This is a genomic window from Plantactinospora sp. A48 (genome assembly GCF_055793945.1).
On sequence record NZ_JBTIXF010000091.1, the window covers coordinates 1 to 19,878 of the forward strand.

A 19,878-nucleotide genomic window follows, 5' to 3' on the forward strand; every position below is an offset into this window, starting at 1 on the left:
ACGGTGTGTGTGAGGGGATTGGGGTCGCGTCGGCGGGGGCGGATCTATCCGGGTTGTAGCATCTCAGTTGGTCTGCTCCCAAGACCATCCCTTTCCCATCTGAGACCACCCCCCCCCCCCCCCCGGGGCCCCGGCGCCTCCCCCGTGGAGAGGCGCCGGAGTACGGCGGCCGATCAGGCGTGCCGGCGCCGGCGGCCGGCCAGGGCGACCACGTTCAGCACCAGACCGGCCACCGCCACGCCGGTGACCAGATTGAGGCCCGCGTGGAACTGATCGAAGCCGGCGGCCGTGCCGGCGCCCGAGGAGACCAGGGCGGTCGCCACGGCCAGGACCAGTGCGGTGCCGACCTGGCCGGACGACTGGACCAGGCCGGACGCCAGGCCCTGCTCGGAGTCGGCGATGCCGTCGGTGGCCTGGGCCATGATCGAGCTGAAACCGAAGCCGAACCCACCGCCCAGCAGCAGCATGGTGGGCAGGATGGTGACCAGGTAGTGCGGCTGGGTGCCGGCCGTGGCGAGGAACCAGACGTAGCCGAGGCTGAGCGACACCATCGCGGTGACGATCAGCGGCGCGGTGCCGTACCGGTCGATGAGCCGGCCGACGAACGGCGAGCCGAACGCGACCACCAGGCCGGCCGGCAGCAGCGCCATCGCCATCCGCAGCGGCGACCAGCGCAGGACGTCCTGCAGGTACAGGGTCATCATGAACTGGAAGCTCACGTACGAGCCCATCAGCGCGACCATGCTGGCGTTGGCCCGGACGATCGAGCCGACCCGCAGGATGCTGAGGCGCACGAGCGGGTGCCGCGCCCTGTTCTCGGTGAGCACGAAGCCAGCGAGCAGGGCGACCGCCAGCAGGAAGAGGCCGATGGTGACCGGGTCGAGCCAGCCGCGGGTGGGCGCCGACACGACCGTGTAGACGGCGAGCAGCATCCCGGAGATGAGCGTGGCCGCGCCGGCGAGGTCGTGACCGCCGGTGGCGGCCGGCTGGTCGCGGGCGATCAGGACCAGGCCGCCGACCAGCGCGGCGATCGCCAGCGGCACGGGCACCAGAAAGTTCCACCGCCAACCGAGGCTGGTGAGCAGGCCGCCGAGGATGAGCCCGGAGGAGTATCCGCTCGCCCCGAAGACCGTGAAGATCGACAGCGCCCGGTTGCGGGCCGGGCCCTCGGCGAAGGTGGTGGTGAGGATCGACATGGCGGTCGGCGCGGTGAACGCGGCGGCCAGCCCCTTGACGAACCGGGTGGTGATGAGCGGGCCGCCGTCGTCGACCAGGCCGCCGACCAGTGAGGCGACGGTGAAGACGGCGAGCGCGACCAGGAAGACCCGGCGCCGGCCGAGCAGGTCGGCGGTGCGTCCGCCGAGCAGCAGCAGCCCGCCGTAGCCGAGTACGTAGCCGTTGACGATCCACTGCAGGGAGGTGGTGGACAGGCCGAGTTCGGAACCGATGGACGGCAGGGCCACACCGACCATGGAGACGTCGAGCCCGTCCAGGAACAGGACGGCGCAGAGCACCGCGAGCACTCCCCACAACCGAGGGCTCCAGCGAAGTTCTGCGGGTGCCGCGACCTGCGGCAGGGGTTCCGTGATAGTCACGGCGACGACGTTATATGCATGCGCATAGAATGACAACGCAAAAGATTCCTACACAACAAATGCTGGTGCATCGAAGAGGGACCGCGGGTAGGATGCGCGGCATGGAGGCCGAATCCGAACTCGTTGACCGGTGGCGATCGCTGCTGACGAGCTACAACGCCGTCGCGGCGCAGTTGGAGCGCGCCCTGCAGGACGCACACGACCTGACCTTGAGCGACTTCGAGACGCTCGACCGTCTCACCACGAAAGACTGTGACAAGCGACGCATGCAAGATCTCGCCGCGGCGATGTATCTGAGCCAGAGCGCGCTGTCCCGCACCGTCGCCCGCCTGGAGAAGGGCGGGCTGGTCTCGCGCACCCACTGCGTGGACGACCGGCGCGGCGTGTTCGTCGAGCTCACCGAGGCGGGCTTCCGCCGTCACGCCGAGGCCCGCAAGACCCAGATCGCCATCCTCTCCGAGCACCTGGCAGCGGCGACCCGATAAGCTCCGGCATCGTCGACGTCCGGGCCGCCCAGCCTGACCGCCGCTGCTGGAGCCGCCCGAGTCCCGCTCTCCGGCGCGTCTCGACGCCGACGGCCACCTGGTTCTCCTGAAGGATCAGGACCGTTCACGGAGCAGAAATGCGAAGTGGCCCCAGTTCCGCGGTGTATGCGGAAAGGGGCCACTTCGACTGCGTAGCGGGGACAGGATTTGAACCTGCGACCTCTGGGTTATGAGCCCAGCGAGCTACCGAGCTGCTCCACCCCGCGTCGGTATGACCAGCCTAGATCATCGCAGCCACAATGCCAAACCGACCCCCGCCGGACCCCGCGCCGGCCGCCGAACCCAGACCGGCACCGAAACCTCGAAGAGACCCCACCGAAGCGGAAAAGGCCCACGCCAGCCCGAAAAGGGCCTGGCAGAACCCGGAAAGGACCACGGCAGCCGCAAAAGGCCTCACACAACGTCGAAAGGCCCTCCGGAAGATCCGGAGGGCCTTTCGATTGGTAGCGGGGACAGGATTTGAACCTGCGACCTCTGGGTTATGAGCCCAGCGAGCTACCGAGCTGCTCCACCCCGCGTCGGCACCTCCAACACTAGCGCACCGCCCGGGAAGCCCGCAAAACGACCCGCCCCCTCCCGGGATCAGCCGCTCGGGGTCGGTGAAACCGGTGGTCCCGAACCGGACGCCGCCGGGGCCGGCGAACCGGACGCGGGCGGGGCCGGCGAACCGGACGGCGTGGCGGCCGAGGCGCTCCGGCTCACCGAGGTGAAGTTGTCCATCGCCTGCTGGAGGGTCTGCAACGCCTTGCCGTACCGCTGGAAGTCACCGGACTGTTGCGCCGCCTTGACCTCGTTGATGGCGTTCTGCACCCGATCCGCCGCGGCGGCCAGTTCCCTGGTGAGCTGGGGTTGGCCGGCGGCCGGCGGAGGGCTGCCACTCGGCGGCGGGTTGCCGTTGGCCGCCGCCTTGCCCTGGTCCACCAGTGCCTGGATGCCCTCCGACAGCGTGTTGGCCAGCACCACGTACGACCCACCGTCGCCGTACGAGAGCAGCACCTTCTGCAACAGCGGGTACGAGGAGTTCTGCTGGTTGCTCTTCACGTACACCGGTTCGACGTAGAGCATGCCGGCGCCGAACGGCAGCGACAGCAGGTTGCCGTACTGCAACTCGGCCTTGCCGTCGGCGGTCAGCGTGGCCAACTGCTGCCGGATCGCGCCGTTGTTCGTCATCTGCTGGTGTACCTGGACCGGCCCGGAGATGCGGGTCTGGTCCGGTAGCTCCAGCACCTCCAACCGGGGCTGGCCGTCCACGTACGAGCCGGACAGCAGGGCCGCGAGGTTCTGCCGGCCGTTCGGGGTCACCGCCGAGGTCAACTGGAAGCGTGGCGCGTCCTGCTCGGGGAACTTGGTGTAGAGGTAGTACGGCGGCTGTTTCTGCCCGAGGTCCGGCGCGTCCGGCACGTTCGGCACCTGCCAGAAGTCCTGGCCGGAGTAGAAGTCGCCGGGCGCGGTGACGTGGAACCGGGTCAGCAGGTTCCGCTGCACCTTGAACAGGTCGGCCGGGTAACGGAAGTGCGCCGCCAGCGCCGGCGGGGTCTCCGCCTTCGGGATCAGCAGGTGCCCGCCGAACGCCTTGTCCCAGGTCTTCAGCACCGGGTCGTTGGTGTCGAACTCGTAGAGCCGGACCGTGCCGTCGTACGCGTCGACGGTGGCCTTCACCGAGTTCCGCAGGTAGTTGACGTTCTCCCGGGCGAGCTGGAAGGTGCCCTTGTTGGTGAGTTCGTCGGTGGTCTCCTGCTGCAGGTTGATCTGCTCGGCGTAGGGGTAGGTGGCCGCCGTGGTGTAGCCGTCGATGATCCACTGAACCCGGCCGTCCACCACCGCGGGGTACGGGTCGCCGTCCAGGGTCAGGAAGGGCGCCACCTTCTGCACCCGGTCCCGGGGGTTGCGGACGTACAGCAGCCGGGACTTGTCGTTGACCGCCTCGGAGAGCAGGAAGTTGCTCTCCTGCTCCTTGATCGCGTAGAGCAGCCGCCGGCCGAACGAGCCGATCGGCACCCCGCCGGTTCCCTCGTAGGTGTAGTTCTGCTCCCCGCCGTCACCGGTGGGCCGGTCGAACTCGACGTTCCGGTCCGCGCTGCGCTGGCCGACGATGGCGTAGTCGCTGGACCGCATCCGCTCGCCGTAGTAGATCCGCGGCTGCTGCGCCGTGATCTGGTCGGTGGGAGAGGAGCAGCGCTGCTGGTCCTTCTCGCTGTCCCCCAGCGACCCGGCGACGAAGTACGGCTGGCCGCCGCAGGCCACCTGGTTGGCCGGGGCGGCCACCATGCCGTAGCCGTGGGTGAAGACCGTGTGCCGGTTGATCCAGTTGTTCTGCTGGTCGGTCAGCTCGCGGTAGTTGACCTCCCGGACCCCGACCACGTAGTCCTGGGTGGCGCCCTGCACGGTGTACCGGTCCACGTCCAGCTTCGAGCCGAAGTCGTAGAACTTCCGGACCTGCTGCAACTGGGTGTACGTCTCGGAGACGAGCTGCGGGTCCAGCAGCCGGATGTTCGGCACCACCGTGGCGTCGGTGCCGAGGTTCGCCGGCGGGGTCAGGTTGGTGGCGTCGTACGGCGTGGTCCTGGTCTCGACCAGCCCGAACGCCGCCCGGGTGGCGTCGATGCTGCGCTGGATGTACGGCGCTTCCTTGTCCTTCGCGCTCGGCTTGACCTCGAAGGTCTGCACCGCCCACGGGTAGATGCCGCCGATCGCCACCGCCGAGATGCCCAGCAGCGCGAGCGAGATCCCCGGCCAGACCAGGTTCCGCATCATCGCGTTGGAGAAGATGATGATCGCGACGGCCACCACGATCGAGATGTAGGCCAGGATCTCCTTGGCCGGCAGCAGCGCGTTGATGTCCGCGTAGCCGGCGCCGTAGAGCTTCGCGCTCTCGTTGAACTCCAGCAGCATGGCCCGCCGGTCCAGCACGTACGCCACGGCCTTGAGCAGGACGAAGACGGCCACCAGGCTGGTCAGGTGGGCGCGGGCGGCGGTGGTCATCCGGTCGCCGACGCCCTGTAGCCGCACCCCGCCGAACAGGTAGTGGACGGCCAGCGCGCCGAGCACCGACAGCACGACCGCGGTGAAACCGACGCCGAGCAGGTAGCGCCAGAACGGCAGCTGGAAGACGTAGAAGCCGACGTCGACGCCGAACTCGGGGTCCTTCACGCCGAAGTCGCCGCCGTTGCGGAACAGCATCCACTGCGCCCACCGGCTCTGCCCGGACAGACCGGCGAAGAATCCGACGATGAGCGAGAGGATGACGATCCATCGCGTCATCCGGGGGCCGAGCACCGACCGGTACCGCTCCAGCGCGGCCTGTTCGGGCGAGTGCGGTCGCAGCATCGGCCGCAGCCGGTGGGCCAGCCACAGGTTGCCGCCCAGCACCAGCGCCATCGCGGCGCCCACGGCGGCGAACAGCGCCAGCCGGGTGGTCAGCATGCCGGTGAAGACCTGGGTGTAGTTCACCTCGTCGAACCACAGCCAGTCCGTCCAGGCGTTCACCCCCCAGCCGAGCAGCGTGAACAGCAGGAACACCCCGACCAGTACGCCGACCGTGACCCGACCTCGCCGGCTCATTCTCGGAAGGGGGCTGCTTCGCATTACCACGTGTCGGCTCCGCCCGGTCGCTGGTGATCTGGCCACCAAGAGTACGGGGTGTCGGGTAGGCGTGACCGGCCCAGGTCAACCGGTCAGCGCCGCGATCCGGTCGGACCACGGCGCCCGGTCAGCACCGCGGTGGCTGACCGCCCTCACGCAGCGTGGTGAGCGCGGTCAGCGCGTCGTCCAGCGAGGCAACCCGCAGCAGCGGGAGGCCGGGCTGCGGGTTGCGCACGGCCTCGGCACAGTTGTCCGCCGGCACCAGGAAGGCGGTGGCGCCGGCCTTTTTGGCCCCCACCAGCTTCTGCGGGATGCCGCCGATCTCCCCCACCTTGCCGTCGTCGTCGATGGTCCCCGTACCCGCGATGATCTTCCCGCCGGTCAGGTCCGTCGGGTCCAGCTTGTCGATGATGCCGAGCGTGAACATCAGGCCGGCGCTCGGCCCGCCGATGTCGTTCAGGTCGATCTTGATCTGGAACGGGTGCGGCTGTTTCTGCTCAAGTTCGATCCCGATCCGCGGCGGATCGCCGTTGGCGGCCCGGCTGGTGACCGGCGCGGTGCCCGGGGTGCCGCCCCGGGTGTAACCAATGATGAGTCGCGTGCCCGCCGGCTTGGCCCGGATCAGCTTGGTGAGCCGGTCGGCGGTCGACACCGGCTGGCCGTCGACGCTGGTGATCTGGTCGCCGACCGAGAGCACCCCCTGGGACGGGCCGTCGGGGAGGACCGCCTTGACGAGCACCTGCACCGGGTAACCGAGCTTGCGCAACGCCGCGGTCTCGGCGCTGGTCTGCGAGGCGGCGAAGTCCTCCTTGTTGCGCTCGTCCACCTGCTGCTGCGTCTGGCCGGGCGGGTAGATGAGCTCGCGCGGCACCACCGCCTCGTCCCCGGAGAACCAGCCGGCGATCGCGGCCGGCAGGCCGATCTCCGGTTGCACACCCACCGTGGTGAGCCGGAGCTGACCGGCGGAGGTGGAGGTCTCCCGGCCGGTGACCTGGATGACCTCCTTGTTGTCGTTCTTACCCAGGGTGTTCACGGTGGGTCCCGGACCGAGCACCACGTACGGGACGGGCGCCCGCAGGACGCCGACGGCGAGCAGCGCGGTGATCACCGCACCGAGGAGGACCGTGACACCGCGACGTCTCATGCGCAGAGCGTACCGAGCGGGTACCGGCCCGGGAGGCCGAGGCGACCCCGAGGGTACGGACGCCACGCCGACCACCGGCTTCGCGCTGAGCGGAACGCGGGCACGAGCCACCGGAGGCGCGGCGCGCGTACCGTGGTGGGGTGCCTGACATTCCATTCGGCTTCGCGCTCCCGGGTGGCCAACCGCCCGACCCCAACGACCCGCAGCAGATGCAGCAGTTCATGGCTCAGCTGCAGCAACTGCTGGCCGCGCCGGGTGACGGTGGGCCGGTCAACTGGGACCTGGCCCGGCAGGTGGCGGCCGGCCAGCTGTCCGGTGCCGGCGATCCGGCGGTGAACCCGTACGAGCGCAACGCCGTCGTCGAGGCGCTCCGCCTGGCCGACCTGTGGCTGGAACCCGTCTCGACGCTGCCCTCGGGCATCGCGACCTCGGTCGCCTGGAACCGCAACGAGTGGATCTACAAGACCCTCGACGTGTGGCGCCGGCTGTGTGACCCGGTGGCCGCCCGGATGGTCGGCGCGATGGGCGACCTCGTGCCGCCGGAGGCGCGGGCCCAGCTCGGCCCCATGCAGTCCATGATCAGCACGTTGGGTGGCGCGCTCTTCGGCGGTCAGCTCGGTCAGGCCCTCGGCTCGCTGGCCGCCGAGGTGCTCTCCGCGAGCGACATCGGGCTGCCGCTCGGTCCGGCCGGCACGGCCGCGCTGATCCCGGCCAACATCCGGGAGTACGGCGTCGGCCTGGAGCTGCCGGAGGACGAGGTACGTCTCTACGTGGCCCTTCGCGAGGCCGCGCACCAGCGGCTGTTCGGGCACGTGCCGTGGCTGCGCGGGCACGTGCTGACCGCGGTCGAGACGTACGCCTCGGGCATCCGGGTCAACCGGGAGGCGGTCGAGGAGGCCATGGGCCGGATGGACCCGGGCAACCCGGAGTCCATGCAGGCCATCGCGCTGGAGGGCATCTTCACCCCGGAGGACACGCCCGCCCAGCAGGCGGCGCTGGCCCGGTTGGAGACCACGCTGGCGCTGATCGAGGGCTGGGTCTGCCACGTGGTGGACAGCGCGGTCGGTGACCGGCTGCCCAGCGTCGTCCGGCTCGCCGAGGCGTTCCGCCGCCGACGCGCCGCGGGCGGACCGGCCGAGCAGACGTTCGCCGCCCTGGTCGGACTCGAACTGCGCCCGCGCCGGTTGCGGGAGGCGGCGGCGCTGTGGGCCGCGCTCACCGAGCACCGAGGCAGCGCCGGCCGGGACGCCCTGTGGGGACACCCGGACCTGCTGCCCACCGGTGACGACTTCGCGGACCCGGAGGGGTTCGCGCGGTCCCAGCTCGATCTGGGCGACCTCGGCGACTTCGACTTCGACTCGGCGGCGCCCACCGAACGCTCGGCGAGCGAACGGGACGGGTCCGACGGGGACGTCGCCCGGCCGGAGGATCGCGATGGTCCGGCCGGATCCGGCGACGGAGACGACCCGCAGGACGGGCCGACCGGTCCCCGACCGACCGCCTGAGCCCCGACCGACCGAGGCCCCGACCGACCGCCTGAGCCCGACCGACCGGACCCCAGCGGATCCGGGCTGGCGCGGTTCAGTTTCCGGGCGGGCCGGTGAGGATCGCCCGGGTGTTTTCCCAGCCCTCCAGGGCGGGGTCGAGGGTGGCCAGGTCCGCCGGGTCGCGCAACCGTCGCCAGCCGGGTGTCACCACGACCTGGCCCGGGGCGGGCGCGGCGGCCCGGAGCCGGGCCACATCCGATTCGTCGAGGTCGACCTCGGGGAACCACTCCGGCACGGGCAGCCGGACCGCGATCCCGAGCAGGCCCGGACGGCCCGAACCGGCCGGCGCCACCGCCACCGGGCGGGTGGTCAACGGGCGCAGCAGCTTGGCCAGCACCAGACCCGGTACGTCCGGCGCGTCCGCGGCGATGACCGCGACCTGTTCGTACCCGTCCCGAGCGGCCGACTCGGCGACCTGCCGTACCGACCGGGTCGGTACGTCGTGGACGGGCATTCCGGGCCAGACGATCTCCCGGGCGAGCTGCCGGTCGGCCGGGACGACCGCGATGGCGGCCTCCGCCTGCGCCATGGTGGCCAGTAGGTCGACGACATCCTCGGCGAGGACCCGGCGCCAGTCCCCCGGGGCAACCCCCGGCGGCGACCAGTCGACCGGGCCGGGTAACACCACCACCAGTCTGCGCACCGTCCGACCCTAACCGAGCCAGGATCCCGGGCCGGGCGAGCACCCGTGGGGTTGATCAAGGCGTTTGGGTCTTCGCCGGCGAATCCTCATCACCCGGGTGCCGTGACCGGTTCCGGGTGTCGGGGCTCAGTCGGCGAGCACGGTGCCACTGGCCGCGGCGATGCCTTCGAGATATCCCCGGGCCCGCTCGGCCCTGGGATACCGGCTCACCAGTGCCCAGAACCGGGCGTTGTGGCTCGGTACCACGAGGTGGGCCAGCTCGTGCAGCAGCACGTAGTCGATCACCCAGTCGGGCATCTCCTGGATCCGGTGCGAGATCCGGATCGTCCGGTCGGCCGGCGTACACGAGCCCCATCGACCGTTCTGGTTGGTCACCCACCGGACGCTGGTCGGCACGGCGACGCGGCCGTGCTCGCTGAGGTACCGGCCGATCAACCGCTGGGCCCGGATCAGCAGCTCGTCGTCGGATCGGCTGAGTCGCTCCTCCCGGGCGGCCAGCCGGGCGAGCATCCGGGCGACCCACTCCGACTCCTCGGCGCGGGAGAACTGGTCCGGGATGAGGACCACCACCCGCTCGCCGTCCCGGTATGCGGACACCGTCCGGCGGCGGCGCTGGCTGCGCCGCACCTCGACGACCGGCTTACGGGCCCCGGCCATTAGCGACCGATGGCACCCGGGAAATACTTCACGAGGGAAAGCTAATGGGTATCAGGTGACCTGCCGCAAGAGTCAACTGCACGACCGGGGCCGGAAAAGTACCGGTTGACGGTGGCCTGTCCCGAAAAAAATTGGTAGCGCCGCCCACCGTACGGACTCCGTACCCGTCCGCCGTTCACATTCGGGCTCTTCCCGGCCCACCCCGGGCGCCGACACCTCCACCGTAGGCGATCATGCCGCGCCACCGGTACCGGCCCCCCGAAGAACGCACGGTCTGAGGTGCTTCATCCGGCGTGTCACTGCGAAACTGACTTATCCGACCTATTCCGGCATGCACACTCTGACCGTCAACTAATTCACACTGTCCGCGAATGCTGACATGGATCCGCCCCGACCTGGGTAGGGTCCGCGGACCAGCGGTCACTGGCGTGACCGTGGAGATCTCCCGCGCAGCACGCCCTCGGGGGGCGTCGGCACGGGAGCGTCGGGACGAACTCCCGGCGGACAAGAACGAGGAGGAGCGCCGTGGCCGACAAGGCCCAGACCTACAACGGGTACTGCGTGAAGTGCAAGGAGAAGCGCGACTTCGAGGGCAACGTCGAGGTCTCGAAGACGGGTATGAACATGGCGAAGGGCAAGTGCCCGGTCTGTGGCACGACCGTCAACCGCATCCTGGGCAAGGCGAAGGTCTGACCTGCCCGTACCCGAGCCTGCGCGGGGGGCGGCCAACCGGCACGCCCCCCGCCCGGCTCACCCGGACCGGTGACCACCCCCGCCTCGGCGACCACCCCTGGCCTGACCGGCGGGCACTCCCGGTCTGACCGACGACCGCTCCCGGCCGGACCGGCGGGCACTCCCGGCCTGACCAGCCGCAGGACGGCGCTTACTCCGCGCAGCCGAAAATCACCATGTAGTTACCCGCTGGTTGTGGATAACCCGGCCGGCGTTGTGGATAACACTGGACGCCAGGGCATCCGCCTGTGGACAACGATCGGCAGACGGTCTGGATGCGGTGACACGCTGTCATCCATGCCCGCCGCTGCCCTGCTCCGTCCCACCCTCCTGCGCCCCACCCTGCTGCCCGGCATCGTCCGGCTCTGGCGAGACCGGCACACCCTCCAACTCGGGCTCCACCCCGAACGCGCGATCCTGCTGGAAGTGGCCGACCCGCGGCTCGCCCGCCTGCTCGACCTGCTGGACGGGACGCACAGCGAGCGCGCCGTCCTCGACGCGGCGGTCCGGCTCGGCGCCTCCCGGAGCGACGCCCGGACACTGCTGGCCGATCTCCGCGAGGCCGGCCTGCTGGTCGGCGCCGCGACCCTGCTGCCGACCGACCTGCCTGACCAGGATCGACGCCGGCTCGTCGGCGAGGCGGTGGCCATCGCGCTCGACGGCTCCGCCGCTCCAGCCACACCGGCCCAGGTCCTCCGCCGCCGCGCCAGCGCCCTGGTGGCGGTCACCGGTCGAGGCCGGCTGGCCGCACCGATCGCCCTCGCCATCGCACTCTCGGGAGTGGGAAACATCACCCTCGACCTGCGAGGGCGGGTGGAACCCGTGGATCTGGTCGGCGGCGGTCTGTCGGCCGGTGACGTCGGCCGGGACCGGAACGCCGCCCTGGCCGACGCCCTCGGCCGGATCGCCCCCGGCGTCCGGATCTGCCCGCCCCGCCGGGACCGCGCCAGCCTGGTCGTGCAGGCCGGTACGGACCGGCCGGCCGCCCTGGTCGCCGCCGGTTTCGCCCAGCGGCGGCAACCGCACCTGCTGGTCGACGTACGTGACGGCGTGGCGGTGATCGGGCCGTTCGTCGGCCCGGCCGGTGGCCCCTGCCTGAACTGCCTGGACCTGCACCGGCAGGACCGCGACCCGGGCTGGCCCGGGCTGGCCGCCCAGCTCGCGACCCGACCCCGGCTCCAGCCCTGTACGACGCCCACCCTGCTGGCGGCGACCGGATACGCCGCCGCCGAGATACTCCGGCACCTGGATGGCGGGGCACCGCAGACCACGGGTGGCGCGGCCGAGCTCACCGCCCCTGGAAGGATCCGGCACCGGACCTGGCCGCCGCACCCCGGCTGTGGCTGTGCCGGATCGGCCCCGCATCGGGACCGGAAGACATGAGCCAGATCCGGACCAGCCGGATGTGAGCCGGCCGCATACCAATCACCGACCCGGCGAGTCGGTCACAATGATCTGGTGACCGATATCCCGCGCCGGGCGGTGTCCCGGACCGCCAAGCTCGCCGCACTGCCGCTCGGCTTCGCCGGCCGGACCGTCCTCGGCATGGGCAAGCGGGTGACCGGTTTGGCCTCGGAAGTGATCTCCGCGGAGATCCAGCAGCGCACCGCCGAGCAGCTTTTCAGCGTCCTCGGCCAGCTCAAGGGCGGCGCCATGAAGTTCGGACAGGCGCTGTCGGTCTTCGAGGCGGCGCTGCCGGAGGAGATGGCGGCCCCGTACCGACAGGCGCTGACCAAGCTTCAGGAGGCGGCCCCACCGCTGCCCGTGGCGAGCGTGCACCGGGTGCTCGCCGAGCAGCTCGGCCCCGACTGGCGGTCGCACTTCGTCGAGTTCGACGACACCCCGGCCGCCGCGGCCAGCATCGGTCAGGTACACCGAGCCGTCTGGAAGGGCCCGCCGGCCCCGACCGGCAGGCCCCGCCGTACGGCGAAGTCCGCTCCGGCCCGGGCCGCCGGACCTCGCCCGGTCGCCGTGAAGGTGCAGTATCCGGGTGCCGGCGACGCCCTGCTGACCGACCTGAAACAACTGTCCCGGCTGGGTGCGATGTTCCGGGCCATCCAACCCGGCCTGGACATCAAGCCCCTGCTGGCCGAGCTGCGCGAGCGGATCACCGAGGAGCTGGACTACGGTCTGGAGGCCGAGTCACAGCGGGCCTTCGCGGCGGCGTACACCGGCGACCCTGACATCTTCGTCCCGGAGGTGCTGGCCGCGGCACCGCGGGTCCTGGTCACCGGCTGGGTCGAGGGCACCCCGATGTCCGAGATCATCGCCAAGGGTACCGAGGAACAGCGGGACCGGGCCGGCGAGCTGATGGCGACCCTGCACCTGTCGGCCCCGATGCGCGCCCATCTGCTGCACGCCGATCCGCATCCGGGCAACTTCCGGCTCCTCCCGGACGGCCGCCTCGGCGTGCTCGACTTCGGTGCCGTCGCCCGGCTGCCGGAAGGTACGCCCGCACCGATCGGCCGACTGGTCCGGCTGGCCCTGGCCCGTGACGCGGACGCGGTGGTGGACGGTCTGCGGGCCGAGGGCTTCATCCGGCCGACCGAGCCGATCGACGCCCAGGCCGTGCTGGACTTCCTGCTGCCCATGCTGGAGCCGCTGACCGTCGACGAGTTCCGGTTCTCCCGGGCGTGGTTGCGGGGCGAGGCCGCCCGGCTGGCCAACCCCCGGTCGCCGGCCTACCAGCTCAGCCGGCAGCTCAACCTGCCCCCGTCGTACCTGCTGATCCATCGCGTGACGCTGGGGTCGATCGGCGTGCTCTGTCAGCTCGAGGCCAAGGCCCCGTACCGGGGGATCCTGGAGCGGTGGTTGCCCGGCTTCGCCCCCGCCGGCTGAAAGCCGCACCGCCGGTTCAGGGCTGCGCGGCTCCCGGCCGGCTGGAGTCGCCGAAGCGACGCGCCGGCCCGAGCGCGGGCCGCCGAAGCGAGCGCGGGCCGCCGAAGCGAGCGCGGGCCGCCGAAGCGAGCGCGGGCCGCCGAAGCGAGCGCGGGCCGCCGAAGCGAGCGCGGGCCGCCGAAGCGAGCGCGGGCCCGCCCGGATGGGCGAGCCCGCGCTGCTGGAAGTGCCGGCGGCAGGGCGGTGGCGCGGGGGTTCCACCGGTCCTACCGTCGGGCAGGTCAGGGTCACCGGCCCGCTGGGCGGGCCGGTGACCGAACGGATCAGAAGAGGCCCAGCTCCCGTGCCGTGGCCCGGTGGGCCTTCAGCGCGATGGTGCGGGCGGATCGAACTGCCTCAGTGCTCGTCCTGCTACGACCGGCCTGAGGCCGGGGCATTCGCATTTTCGACAGTGCTTCGTGGATGAGATACATCGCGGTAACTCCGGTTCGCTGGACGGGAACGGTGATCATTTCGGTGGTCGTCACCGGCGTGATGCCGGCGGGCATGCTGATCGGATCCATGTCAGGCCGCCAACCGGACGCTGTTCCGGGACGCGGCGGCACCGCTGGCCGCCATCCGCGTCTCGGTCTCGACCCGGAGCGCGGCGTCTCGGGCAAGGTCCTCCTTGCGCGGACGGCCACGGGGCCGCTTACGCGGGACCACCGCGCCACGCTCGAAGATCTCGCCGCCCCAGACGCCCCACGGCTCCGCCCGCTCGACCGCGCCGGCCAGACACTCCAGTCGCAGCGGGCAGTCCCCGCACATCGACTTGGCGAGTTCCAGCTCGGCGGGCGAGTCGGAGAACCAAAGGTCAGGGTCGAACTTCCGGCAGGGCAGGTTCGCCTCCAGCTCGACCTGCTGGTCGAGGGGGGCCAACGCCAGACTCATCGCCCGGTCACCTCTCTCTCGCTGCGATCTCGTGGATCGCTGTCAACACCTCTTGTGCCGTACAAAAAACTGAGGCCGCGGATCCCGGTATGCGGGTTCCGCGGCCTCGAGGTGAGCCGGTGGTCTGGGTGTCAGACCGGTGGTCGACCTCGAGGTGGAACGCCGCGGACATCCGTGGCCGGCTTGCTGGCCGGGACGCCCTTACCCGCGAACCCATTGGTCCCCTTGAACCCGGTGGTGGCCGGCTGGGTCAGGAGCCGCTCACGCCGAGCGGAGACCTGGTGCAGCTGGTGCGCCCACGGAGCGCCGGCAGCCGGGACAATCCGGGCAGCAGGCATCTGAACGAGGGCAGCAGGCATCGCCACGGGGCACTCGTACGAATACGTAATCTCCACGGAACTCGCCTCCTGTCTTCGCTCGGGAACCAACGTGGCCAACCCCGTAAGCAGCGCAAACGACGCCGCTCGTCGAGGTGTGCCCTGAGGCTATGCCGCCCCGGGGGGCGAGGGCAAACGATTTTACGGCTCTGTTTCGGAGTTTTTTTCCGGCGCCAGATCGTCGACCGCCGCGCCGGCCACCAGGGCCAGCACCGCATCGCCGTACAGGCCCAGTTTGCGCGCGCCGATCCCGGCGATCGCGAGCAGCTCCTCCGAGCGCTCCGGCCGCCGTTCGGCCAGGGCAGTGAGGGTGGCGTCGGTGAAGACCACGTACGCCGGCACCTTCTGCTCGCCGGCCACCCGTACCCGCCAGTCCCGCAGCCGCTCGTACAGCTCCTCGTCCAGATCGGAGGGGCAGGTGGCGCACCGGCCGAGCTTTCGGTCCGTCCCGGCCAGCAGCGTCGTGCCGCAGATCCGACAGGACACCGGCCGGATGCGCTTCCGCTCCCCTCGGCTCGGCACGGCGGCGCCCGCGGTCGGCCGCTCGCCACCGGAGCGGTCGAGCTGCGGCAGGAACCGGCACGGCCGCCGGGCCCGGCCGCCGGGCGACCGGGCCGATCCGTACGACAGCCAGAGCCACTCGCGGGCCCGGGTCACCCCCACGTAGAGCAGGCGGCGCTCCTCCTCAAGCTGATCCGGCGTCCGGGCGTACGTGGTGGGCAGGGTGCCGTCGGCCAACCCGACGAGGAAGACCGCGTCCCACTCCAGTCCCTTGGCCGAATGCAGCGAGGCGAGCGTCACCCCCTCCACGGTGGGCGCGTGCTGCTGGGCCGCCCGGCGCTGCAACTCGGCGCAGAAGTCGGCCAGACTCATCGTCCGCTCCACGGTCGCGGCCTCGCCGATCGGCAGCGGGACCGGGCTGGCCGCGTACTCCTCAATCTCTTCGCTCGTGACTGCGGGGCTCGCGAGCTCACTCCTCGCACTCGCCCGGGCCAGCTGGACCAGCGCGGCCAGCGCCTCCCAGCGCTCCCGGGCCGCGCCACCGGGCGGGGCTGCGTCCGGGGCCCAGCCCACCGCCGCGAGCGCCTCGGTCACGGCCGGCACCAGGGGCGTCTCCCCGGGGGTGCTCCGGATCGCCGCCCGCAGCGCCACCATCGCCTGCCGCACCTCGGGCCGCTCGAAGAACCGTTCGGCGCCGTGGACGACGTACGGCACCTCGGCCTCGGCGAGCGCCTTCTCGTACGCCTCGGACTGCGCGTTGGTCCGGAACAGCACGGCGATCTCCCGGGCCGGGGTGCCGGCCTCGACGAGTTGCCGGCAGCGGGCGGCCACCGCGGCCGCCTCGGCCGGCTCGTCGGTGAAGATCCGGACGTCCGGTTCGGGGCCCGGGGGACGCTGTCCCAGCAGCTCCAGGCGCAGCCGCGACTCGGCGCCGCGAGCCTGCCGGATCACCGCGTTGGCCAGGCCCACCACCTGCGGGGTGGACCGGTAGTCCCGGACCAGCCGCACCACCACGGCCTCCCGGAAGCGACGCGGGAAGTCGACCAGGTAGCCCGAGGTGGCACCGGTGAACGAATAGATGGTCTGGCTCGCGTCACCGACCACGGTGAGGTCGTCCCGGCCGCCCAGCCACGCCTCCAGCAGGCGTTGCTGCAACGGGTTCACGTCCTGGTACTCGTCGACCACGAAGTGCCGGTACTGCGCCCGGACCTGCTCGGCCACGTCCGGGTGCTCCTCGATCCCCCACACCGCCGCCCGCAGCATGTCCTCGAAGTCGATCACCCCGTTGGAGCGCTTGATCTGCTCGTACGCGGCGAAGACCTCGGCCACCTTGGCGGCCTCGAACGGGGTGTCCCGGGCCGCCTTGGCCGCCGCCACCGCGTACTCCCCCGGTTCCACCAGCGACGACTTCGCCCACTCGATCTCACTGGCGAGGTCCCGGGCGGCCGCCCGGTCGGTCCGCAGACCGGACCGGGCCGCGGCCAGGGTGACCAACCGGACCTTGCTGTCCAGCAGCTCGGGCATGGCCCGGCCGGCGAGCAGCCGGGGCGCGAAGTACCGCACCTGGCGCAGCGCCGCGGCGTGGAACGTCCGGGCCTGCACCCCACCGACACCGAGGGTGCTGAGCCGGGCGCGCAGTTCGGCGGCGGCCCGCGCGGTGAAGGTGACCGCCAGGACGTGCCGGCCGGCGATCTCCCCGGTCAGCCCCCGGTACGCGATTCGCGAGGTGACCGCCCGGGTCTTCCCGGTCCCCGCCCCGGCCAGGACACAGACCGGACCCGCCGGGGCGGTCACCGCTGTCCGCTGCTCCGGATCGAGACCCGCCAGCACCCGGTCCACCGCTGAGTTGGCCGCCACAGCTAGGAATCATGGCAGCCCGCCCCGACGTTGCAGCGACTAGAGTGGCCGGGAACCGGGCGCGGCGCAGTCCCGCCGTCTCATCGTCGGTCGCTCGCAGCCTGTCCGATGGAAGACACTGGAGGACCCCGGTCATGATGACCATGTACTCGACGCCCTGGTGCGGTTACTGCCACCGGCTCAAGTCCCAGCTCGACCGCGAGGGCATCGGTTATGAGGTCGTGGACATCGAGAGCGACCCGGCCGCGGCCGAGTACGTGATGAGCGTCAACGGCGGTAACCAGACCGTGCCGACCATCCAGTTCGCCGACGGCTCCGCGCTGACCAACCCCTCCATCAAGCAGGTCAAGGAGCGGCTGGCCAGCCTGGCTGGCTGAGCAGCGGCTGATCATCGCGGGGCCGACTGAGCAGCGGCTGATCATCGCGGGGCCGGCTGAGCACCGTCTGCCCCGCGACCCGGTTGGTCGCCTGCCGGACCGGCGCCGACAGCGTCGTGGCCAGGATCGTGGTACCCGTGGCGGGCACCGGACATCGTCCGTGCCCGGCCACCGGTTTTGCCGCGATCCTGGCTTTTCTTGTTCATTCCTGTTCAGGACACGCGGGACGGGGTGGGAGATGCGGCCCAACTCACCCCCTTCATACTTACCGTGGGGGGCGCGCTCCGAAGGGTGATCAACGAATCGGGCGTCGTGATTGACACGATCGATCGAAAGAGAGATCCCATGGCCGCACAGCAGCAGAGCCCCATCTTCCGGCGACGTCGTCTGGGCACCGAGCTTCGTCGGTACCGCGAACTCGCCAACCTCACCGGCGATCAGGTGATCGAACGGATCGGTTGGGCATCGGCCTCCAAGCTGTCCCGGCTGGAGAACGGCCGCAGCCGGCCGGAACTCCGCGACATCGAGGACCTGCTGGACATCTACGGCGTGACCGGCGTCGAACGACGGGAACTGCTGGACATCGCCGAGGGCGCGCGGGACATGCGGTCCTGGTTGCGCTCCTTTCAAACCATGACCCCACGGCAGCTCAAGTACGCCGAACTCGAGGCCGGCTGCGCCGAGATCCGGGAGTACAGCCCCGTGGTCATCCCCGGCCTGCTCCAGACCAGGGAGTACACCAGGGTGCGGTTCGTCTCCTCGCTCGGGCTGTCCGACCCGGACGAGCGCGGGACGGACGACATCGGCGACCCGGACACCGAGGTCCAGGCCCGGCTGGCCCGACAGTCGGTGTTCACCCGCGAGTCCGATGCGCCGATGTACGAGGCGATCCTCGACGAGGGGGCGCTGAGCAGCCGCGCGGGCCCGCCGGACGTCATCAGAAACCAACTGCTGCACCTGTGCAGGCTGTCCGAGTTGCCGAACGTGTCCATCCGGATGATCCCCCGCGACACGGTGCTGCCCGGTAACTACCTGCCGCACACCGGGTTCTCGCTGTACCGGTTCGCGGATGACCGCGATCCGGAAACTCTGGCCATAGAGGGCTTGTCCACCAATTTCATGGTTTCGGAGCGCAAAGACCTCTACAGCTATAAAGTGCTGTTCGAGTGGCTGCAAGGGGTGGCACTCTCGGCCGACGCCACACTGTCGTGGCTGGCCGATGCGGCGGGTCGCGCTTCCGGTGGGTTTGCGCCAGAAGCTCCGGTACGGGGCGTCGCACTGCCGCCGCCCCAACGCAACCCGCACGCCGGACGGCTCACAGAGTCGTGAGCGCACCTGGTCCGGCGGGCTGGGAGGTTGGGTGGTGGCCGCTCACCCCGTACAGCAGCGTGAAGACCAGGAGTACCTCATGAACGATGCCCGGACCCCGATGCCCACCTACCGCGAGCAGTCGCTGTCGGCCGCCCCGTGGCGGACCAGCAGCCGCAGCCAGACCTCCAACTGCGTGGAGGTTGCTCCGCTCGGTAGCGGATCGGACCCGGTGGCCCTTCGGGACAGCAAGGACCGGGGCGGACCCGTCCTGATCTTCGGTCGTACCCAGTGGACCGACTTCATCGCCAGCACCAAGGACGGCGAGTTCGACCTCGGCTAGATCGCGCTCAAACCGGCCGCCGGCTCCCCGATCGGGAGCCGGCGGCTCTTTGCCGTCCGGGCAGACACCGCCGCTGCCACCCCGCCGCCGCCACCCGCCGCCATCCACCGTCGTCACCCGGAGCGATCAGCCAGGCATCCGGATACCCGTCCGAGGTCACCCGAACGGGTATTCATGCAGGTGATCGAGGTGTTTCGCTTGCCTATCGATGGTGCCGGCGTGACCATATCCAAGGACTTCGTGGAACTTCCACGAGCCCCGACTTCGTGGAGGTTCCACGAGCACCGACTTCGTGGAGGTTCCACGAGCACCGACTTCGTGGAGGTTCCACGAGTCGCCGGCGGCGCCCACCGGCGCGACCGAACAGCCCCATCCGGCACGGTTACTTCGGAGACACCATGCGGTTTCTGATCGTACGGACCGAAATCAGCGCCGCCGCCGACGACGATCTCGCCGCCGCGCTGGCCGGCGGCCGCCGACTGCGCGACGAACGTACCAGCCCCGAACCGCGCCGCCAGACGGCTTTGGCGGACAACCGGGAGGCGGCGCTCCGGCTGGCCCGCGCGCTGTCCACCGTGGGTGCCGTCCGCGCGGGGCGGCAGCGGGTGAAGGTGCTGCCGATCGACGCGGTCGAAGCACGTACCACCGAAACGCGCGCGGCCTGGCCGCGCAGAGCCGAGCCGCGTACCACCGAGCCCGGTCCGACCACCGTGCCGGGCTGAGCCACCGTCGTCACCGGTGGCCGGCCACCCGTCCCACACCAGGCCGGCCACGACGACGGGACGAAATCCTGGGTTGGGGGGGGGGGGGGGGGGGGGGGGGGGGGGGGGGGGGGGGGGGGGGGGGGGGGGGGGTGGGGGTTAGGGGTACGCTGGCGAAGCAGAGGGAGGGGGGGAGGAGGG

Annotated in this window: 16 protein-coding genes, 2 tRNA genes and 1 pseudogene; 9 read left to right on the forward strand and 10 right to left on the reverse strand. The window is 71.0% G+C overall.

What is annotated here, in order from left to right; translation table 11 throughout:
- Positions 1–173 precede the first annotated feature (173 nt).
- Positions 174–1,595, reverse strand: a complete 1,422-nt coding sequence (locus tag ACXN5W_RS28465) for an MFS transporter (RefSeq protein WP_473161467.1) — start codon at positions 1,593–1,595, stop codon at positions 174–176.
- 101 nt (positions 1,596–1,696) lie between these two features.
- Here ACXN5W_RS28465 and ACXN5W_RS28470 point away from each other — a divergent pair, with 101 nt between their 5' ends.
- Positions 1,697–2,080 (forward strand): MarR family winged helix-turn-helix transcriptional regulator, encoded by a 384-nt coding sequence (locus tag ACXN5W_RS28470; RefSeq protein WP_473161468.1) that lies wholly within the window; start codon positions 1,697–1,699, stop codon positions 2,078–2,080.
- A 192-nt stretch (positions 2,081–2,272) separates the two neighbouring features.
- Here the strand turns inward: ACXN5W_RS28470 and ACXN5W_RS28475 are convergent.
- From ACXN5W_RS28475 to ACXN5W_RS28490, 4 genes are all read right to left on the reverse strand, one after another.
- Positions 2,273–2,346, reverse strand: a tRNA-Met gene (locus ACXN5W_RS28475).
- A 235-nt stretch (positions 2,347–2,581) separates the two neighbouring features.
- A tRNA-Met gene (locus ACXN5W_RS28480) sits at positions 2,582–2,658 on the reverse strand.
- A 64-nt stretch (positions 2,659–2,722) separates the two neighbouring features.
- On the reverse strand, positions 2,723–5,725 hold the full coding sequence (locus ACXN5W_RS28485; RefSeq protein WP_473161469.1) for a UPF0182 family membrane protein: 3,003 nt from the start codon (positions 5,723–5,725) through the stop codon (positions 2,723–2,725).
- A gap of 124 nt (positions 5,726–5,849) precedes the next feature.
- Positions 5,850–6,866 (reverse strand): YlbL family protein, encoded by a 1,017-nt coding sequence (locus ACXN5W_RS28490; RefSeq protein WP_473161470.1) that lies wholly within the window; start codon positions 6,864–6,866, stop codon positions 5,850–5,852.
- A gap of 209 nt (positions 6,867–7,075) precedes the next feature.
- On the opposite strand from ACXN5W_RS28490, the pseudogene ACXN5W_RS28495 reads away from it, so the two are divergent.
- Positions 7,076–8,284, forward strand: a pseudogene (locus tag ACXN5W_RS28495) (zinc-dependent metalloprotease); the annotation flags it as partial.
- Positions 8,285–8,447: 163 nt separating this feature from the next.
- Here the strand turns inward: ACXN5W_RS28495 and ACXN5W_RS28500 are convergent.
- Together ACXN5W_RS28500 and ACXN5W_RS28505 are read right to left on the reverse strand one after the other, a co-directional pair.
- A complete protein-coding gene (locus ACXN5W_RS28500; protein WP_473161471.1) occupies positions 8,448–9,056 on the reverse strand; it encodes a hypothetical protein in 609 nt (202 codons plus the stop codon).
- Between the two features lie 126 nt (positions 9,057–9,182).
- Positions 9,183–9,713, reverse strand: a complete 531-nt coding sequence (locus ACXN5W_RS28505; RefSeq protein WP_473161472.1) for a M48 metallopeptidase family protein — start codon at positions 9,711–9,713, stop codon at positions 9,183–9,185.
- Between the two features lie 525 nt (positions 9,714–10,238).
- On the opposite strand from ACXN5W_RS28505, the gene ACXN5W_RS28510 reads away from it, so the two are divergent.
- From ACXN5W_RS28510 to ACXN5W_RS28520, 3 genes are all read left to right on the forward strand, one after another.
- Complete coding sequence (locus tag ACXN5W_RS28510) at positions 10,239–10,406, forward strand: DUF5679 domain-containing protein (RefSeq protein ID WP_199736319.1); 168 nt, start codon at positions 10,239–10,241, stop codon at positions 10,404–10,406.
- A 336-nt stretch (positions 10,407–10,742) separates the two neighbouring features.
- Entirely contained in the window at positions 10,743–11,828 is a 1,086-nt protein-coding gene (locus ACXN5W_RS28515; RefSeq protein ID WP_473161473.1) for a TOMM precursor leader peptide-binding protein, read from the forward strand.
- Positions 11,829–11,903: 75 nt separating this feature from the next.
- On the forward strand, positions 11,904–13,283 hold the full coding sequence (locus ACXN5W_RS28520) for an ABC1 kinase family protein (RefSeq protein WP_473161474.1): 1,380 nt from the start codon (positions 11,904–11,906) through the stop codon (positions 13,281–13,283).
- Between the two features lie 323 nt (positions 13,284–13,606).
- Here the strand turns inward: ACXN5W_RS28520 and ACXN5W_RS28525 are convergent, their stop codons facing one another.
- The 3 genes from ACXN5W_RS28525 to ACXN5W_RS28535 form a co-directional block, all read right to left on the reverse strand.
- Entirely contained in the window at positions 13,607–13,846 is a 240-nt protein-coding gene (locus tag ACXN5W_RS28525) for a hypothetical protein (protein WP_473161475.1), read from the reverse strand.
- A gap of 1 nt (position 13,847) precedes the next feature.
- A complete protein-coding gene (locus tag ACXN5W_RS28530; RefSeq protein WP_473161476.1) occupies positions 13,848–14,213 on the reverse strand; it encodes a WhiB family transcriptional regulator in 366 nt (121 codons plus the stop codon).
- 518 nt (positions 14,214–14,731) lie between these two features.
- Positions 14,732–16,948, reverse strand: coding sequence for an ATP-dependent DNA helicase UvrD2 (locus ACXN5W_RS28535; RefSeq protein WP_473161477.1), 2,217 nt, complete (start codon positions 16,946–16,948; stop codon positions 14,732–14,734).
- A 134-nt stretch (positions 16,949–17,082) separates the two neighbouring features.
- On the opposite strand from ACXN5W_RS28535, the gene ACXN5W_RS28540 reads away from it, so the two are divergent.
- The 4 genes from ACXN5W_RS28540 (at position 17,083) to ACXN5W_RS28555 (ending at position 19,698) form a co-directional block, all read left to right on the forward strand.
- On the forward strand, positions 17,083–17,325 hold the full coding sequence (locus ACXN5W_RS28540; protein WP_473161478.1) for a mycoredoxin: 243 nt from the start codon (positions 17,083–17,085) through the stop codon (positions 17,323–17,325).
- Between the two features lie 345 nt (positions 17,326–17,670).
- A complete protein-coding gene (locus ACXN5W_RS28545; RefSeq protein ID WP_473161481.1) occupies positions 17,671–18,654 on the forward strand; it encodes a helix-turn-helix domain-containing protein in 984 nt (327 codons plus the stop codon).
- Between the two features lie 79 nt (positions 18,655–18,733).
- Positions 18,734–18,976, forward strand: a complete 243-nt coding sequence (locus tag ACXN5W_RS28550; RefSeq protein WP_473161479.1) for a DUF397 domain-containing protein — start codon at positions 18,734–18,736, stop codon at positions 18,974–18,976.
- A gap of 398 nt (positions 18,977–19,374) precedes the next feature.
- Complete coding sequence (locus ACXN5W_RS28555; protein ID WP_473161480.1) at positions 19,375–19,698, forward strand: hypothetical protein; 324 nt, start codon at positions 19,375–19,377, stop codon at positions 19,696–19,698.
- Positions 19,699–19,878: the final 180 nt, after the last annotated feature.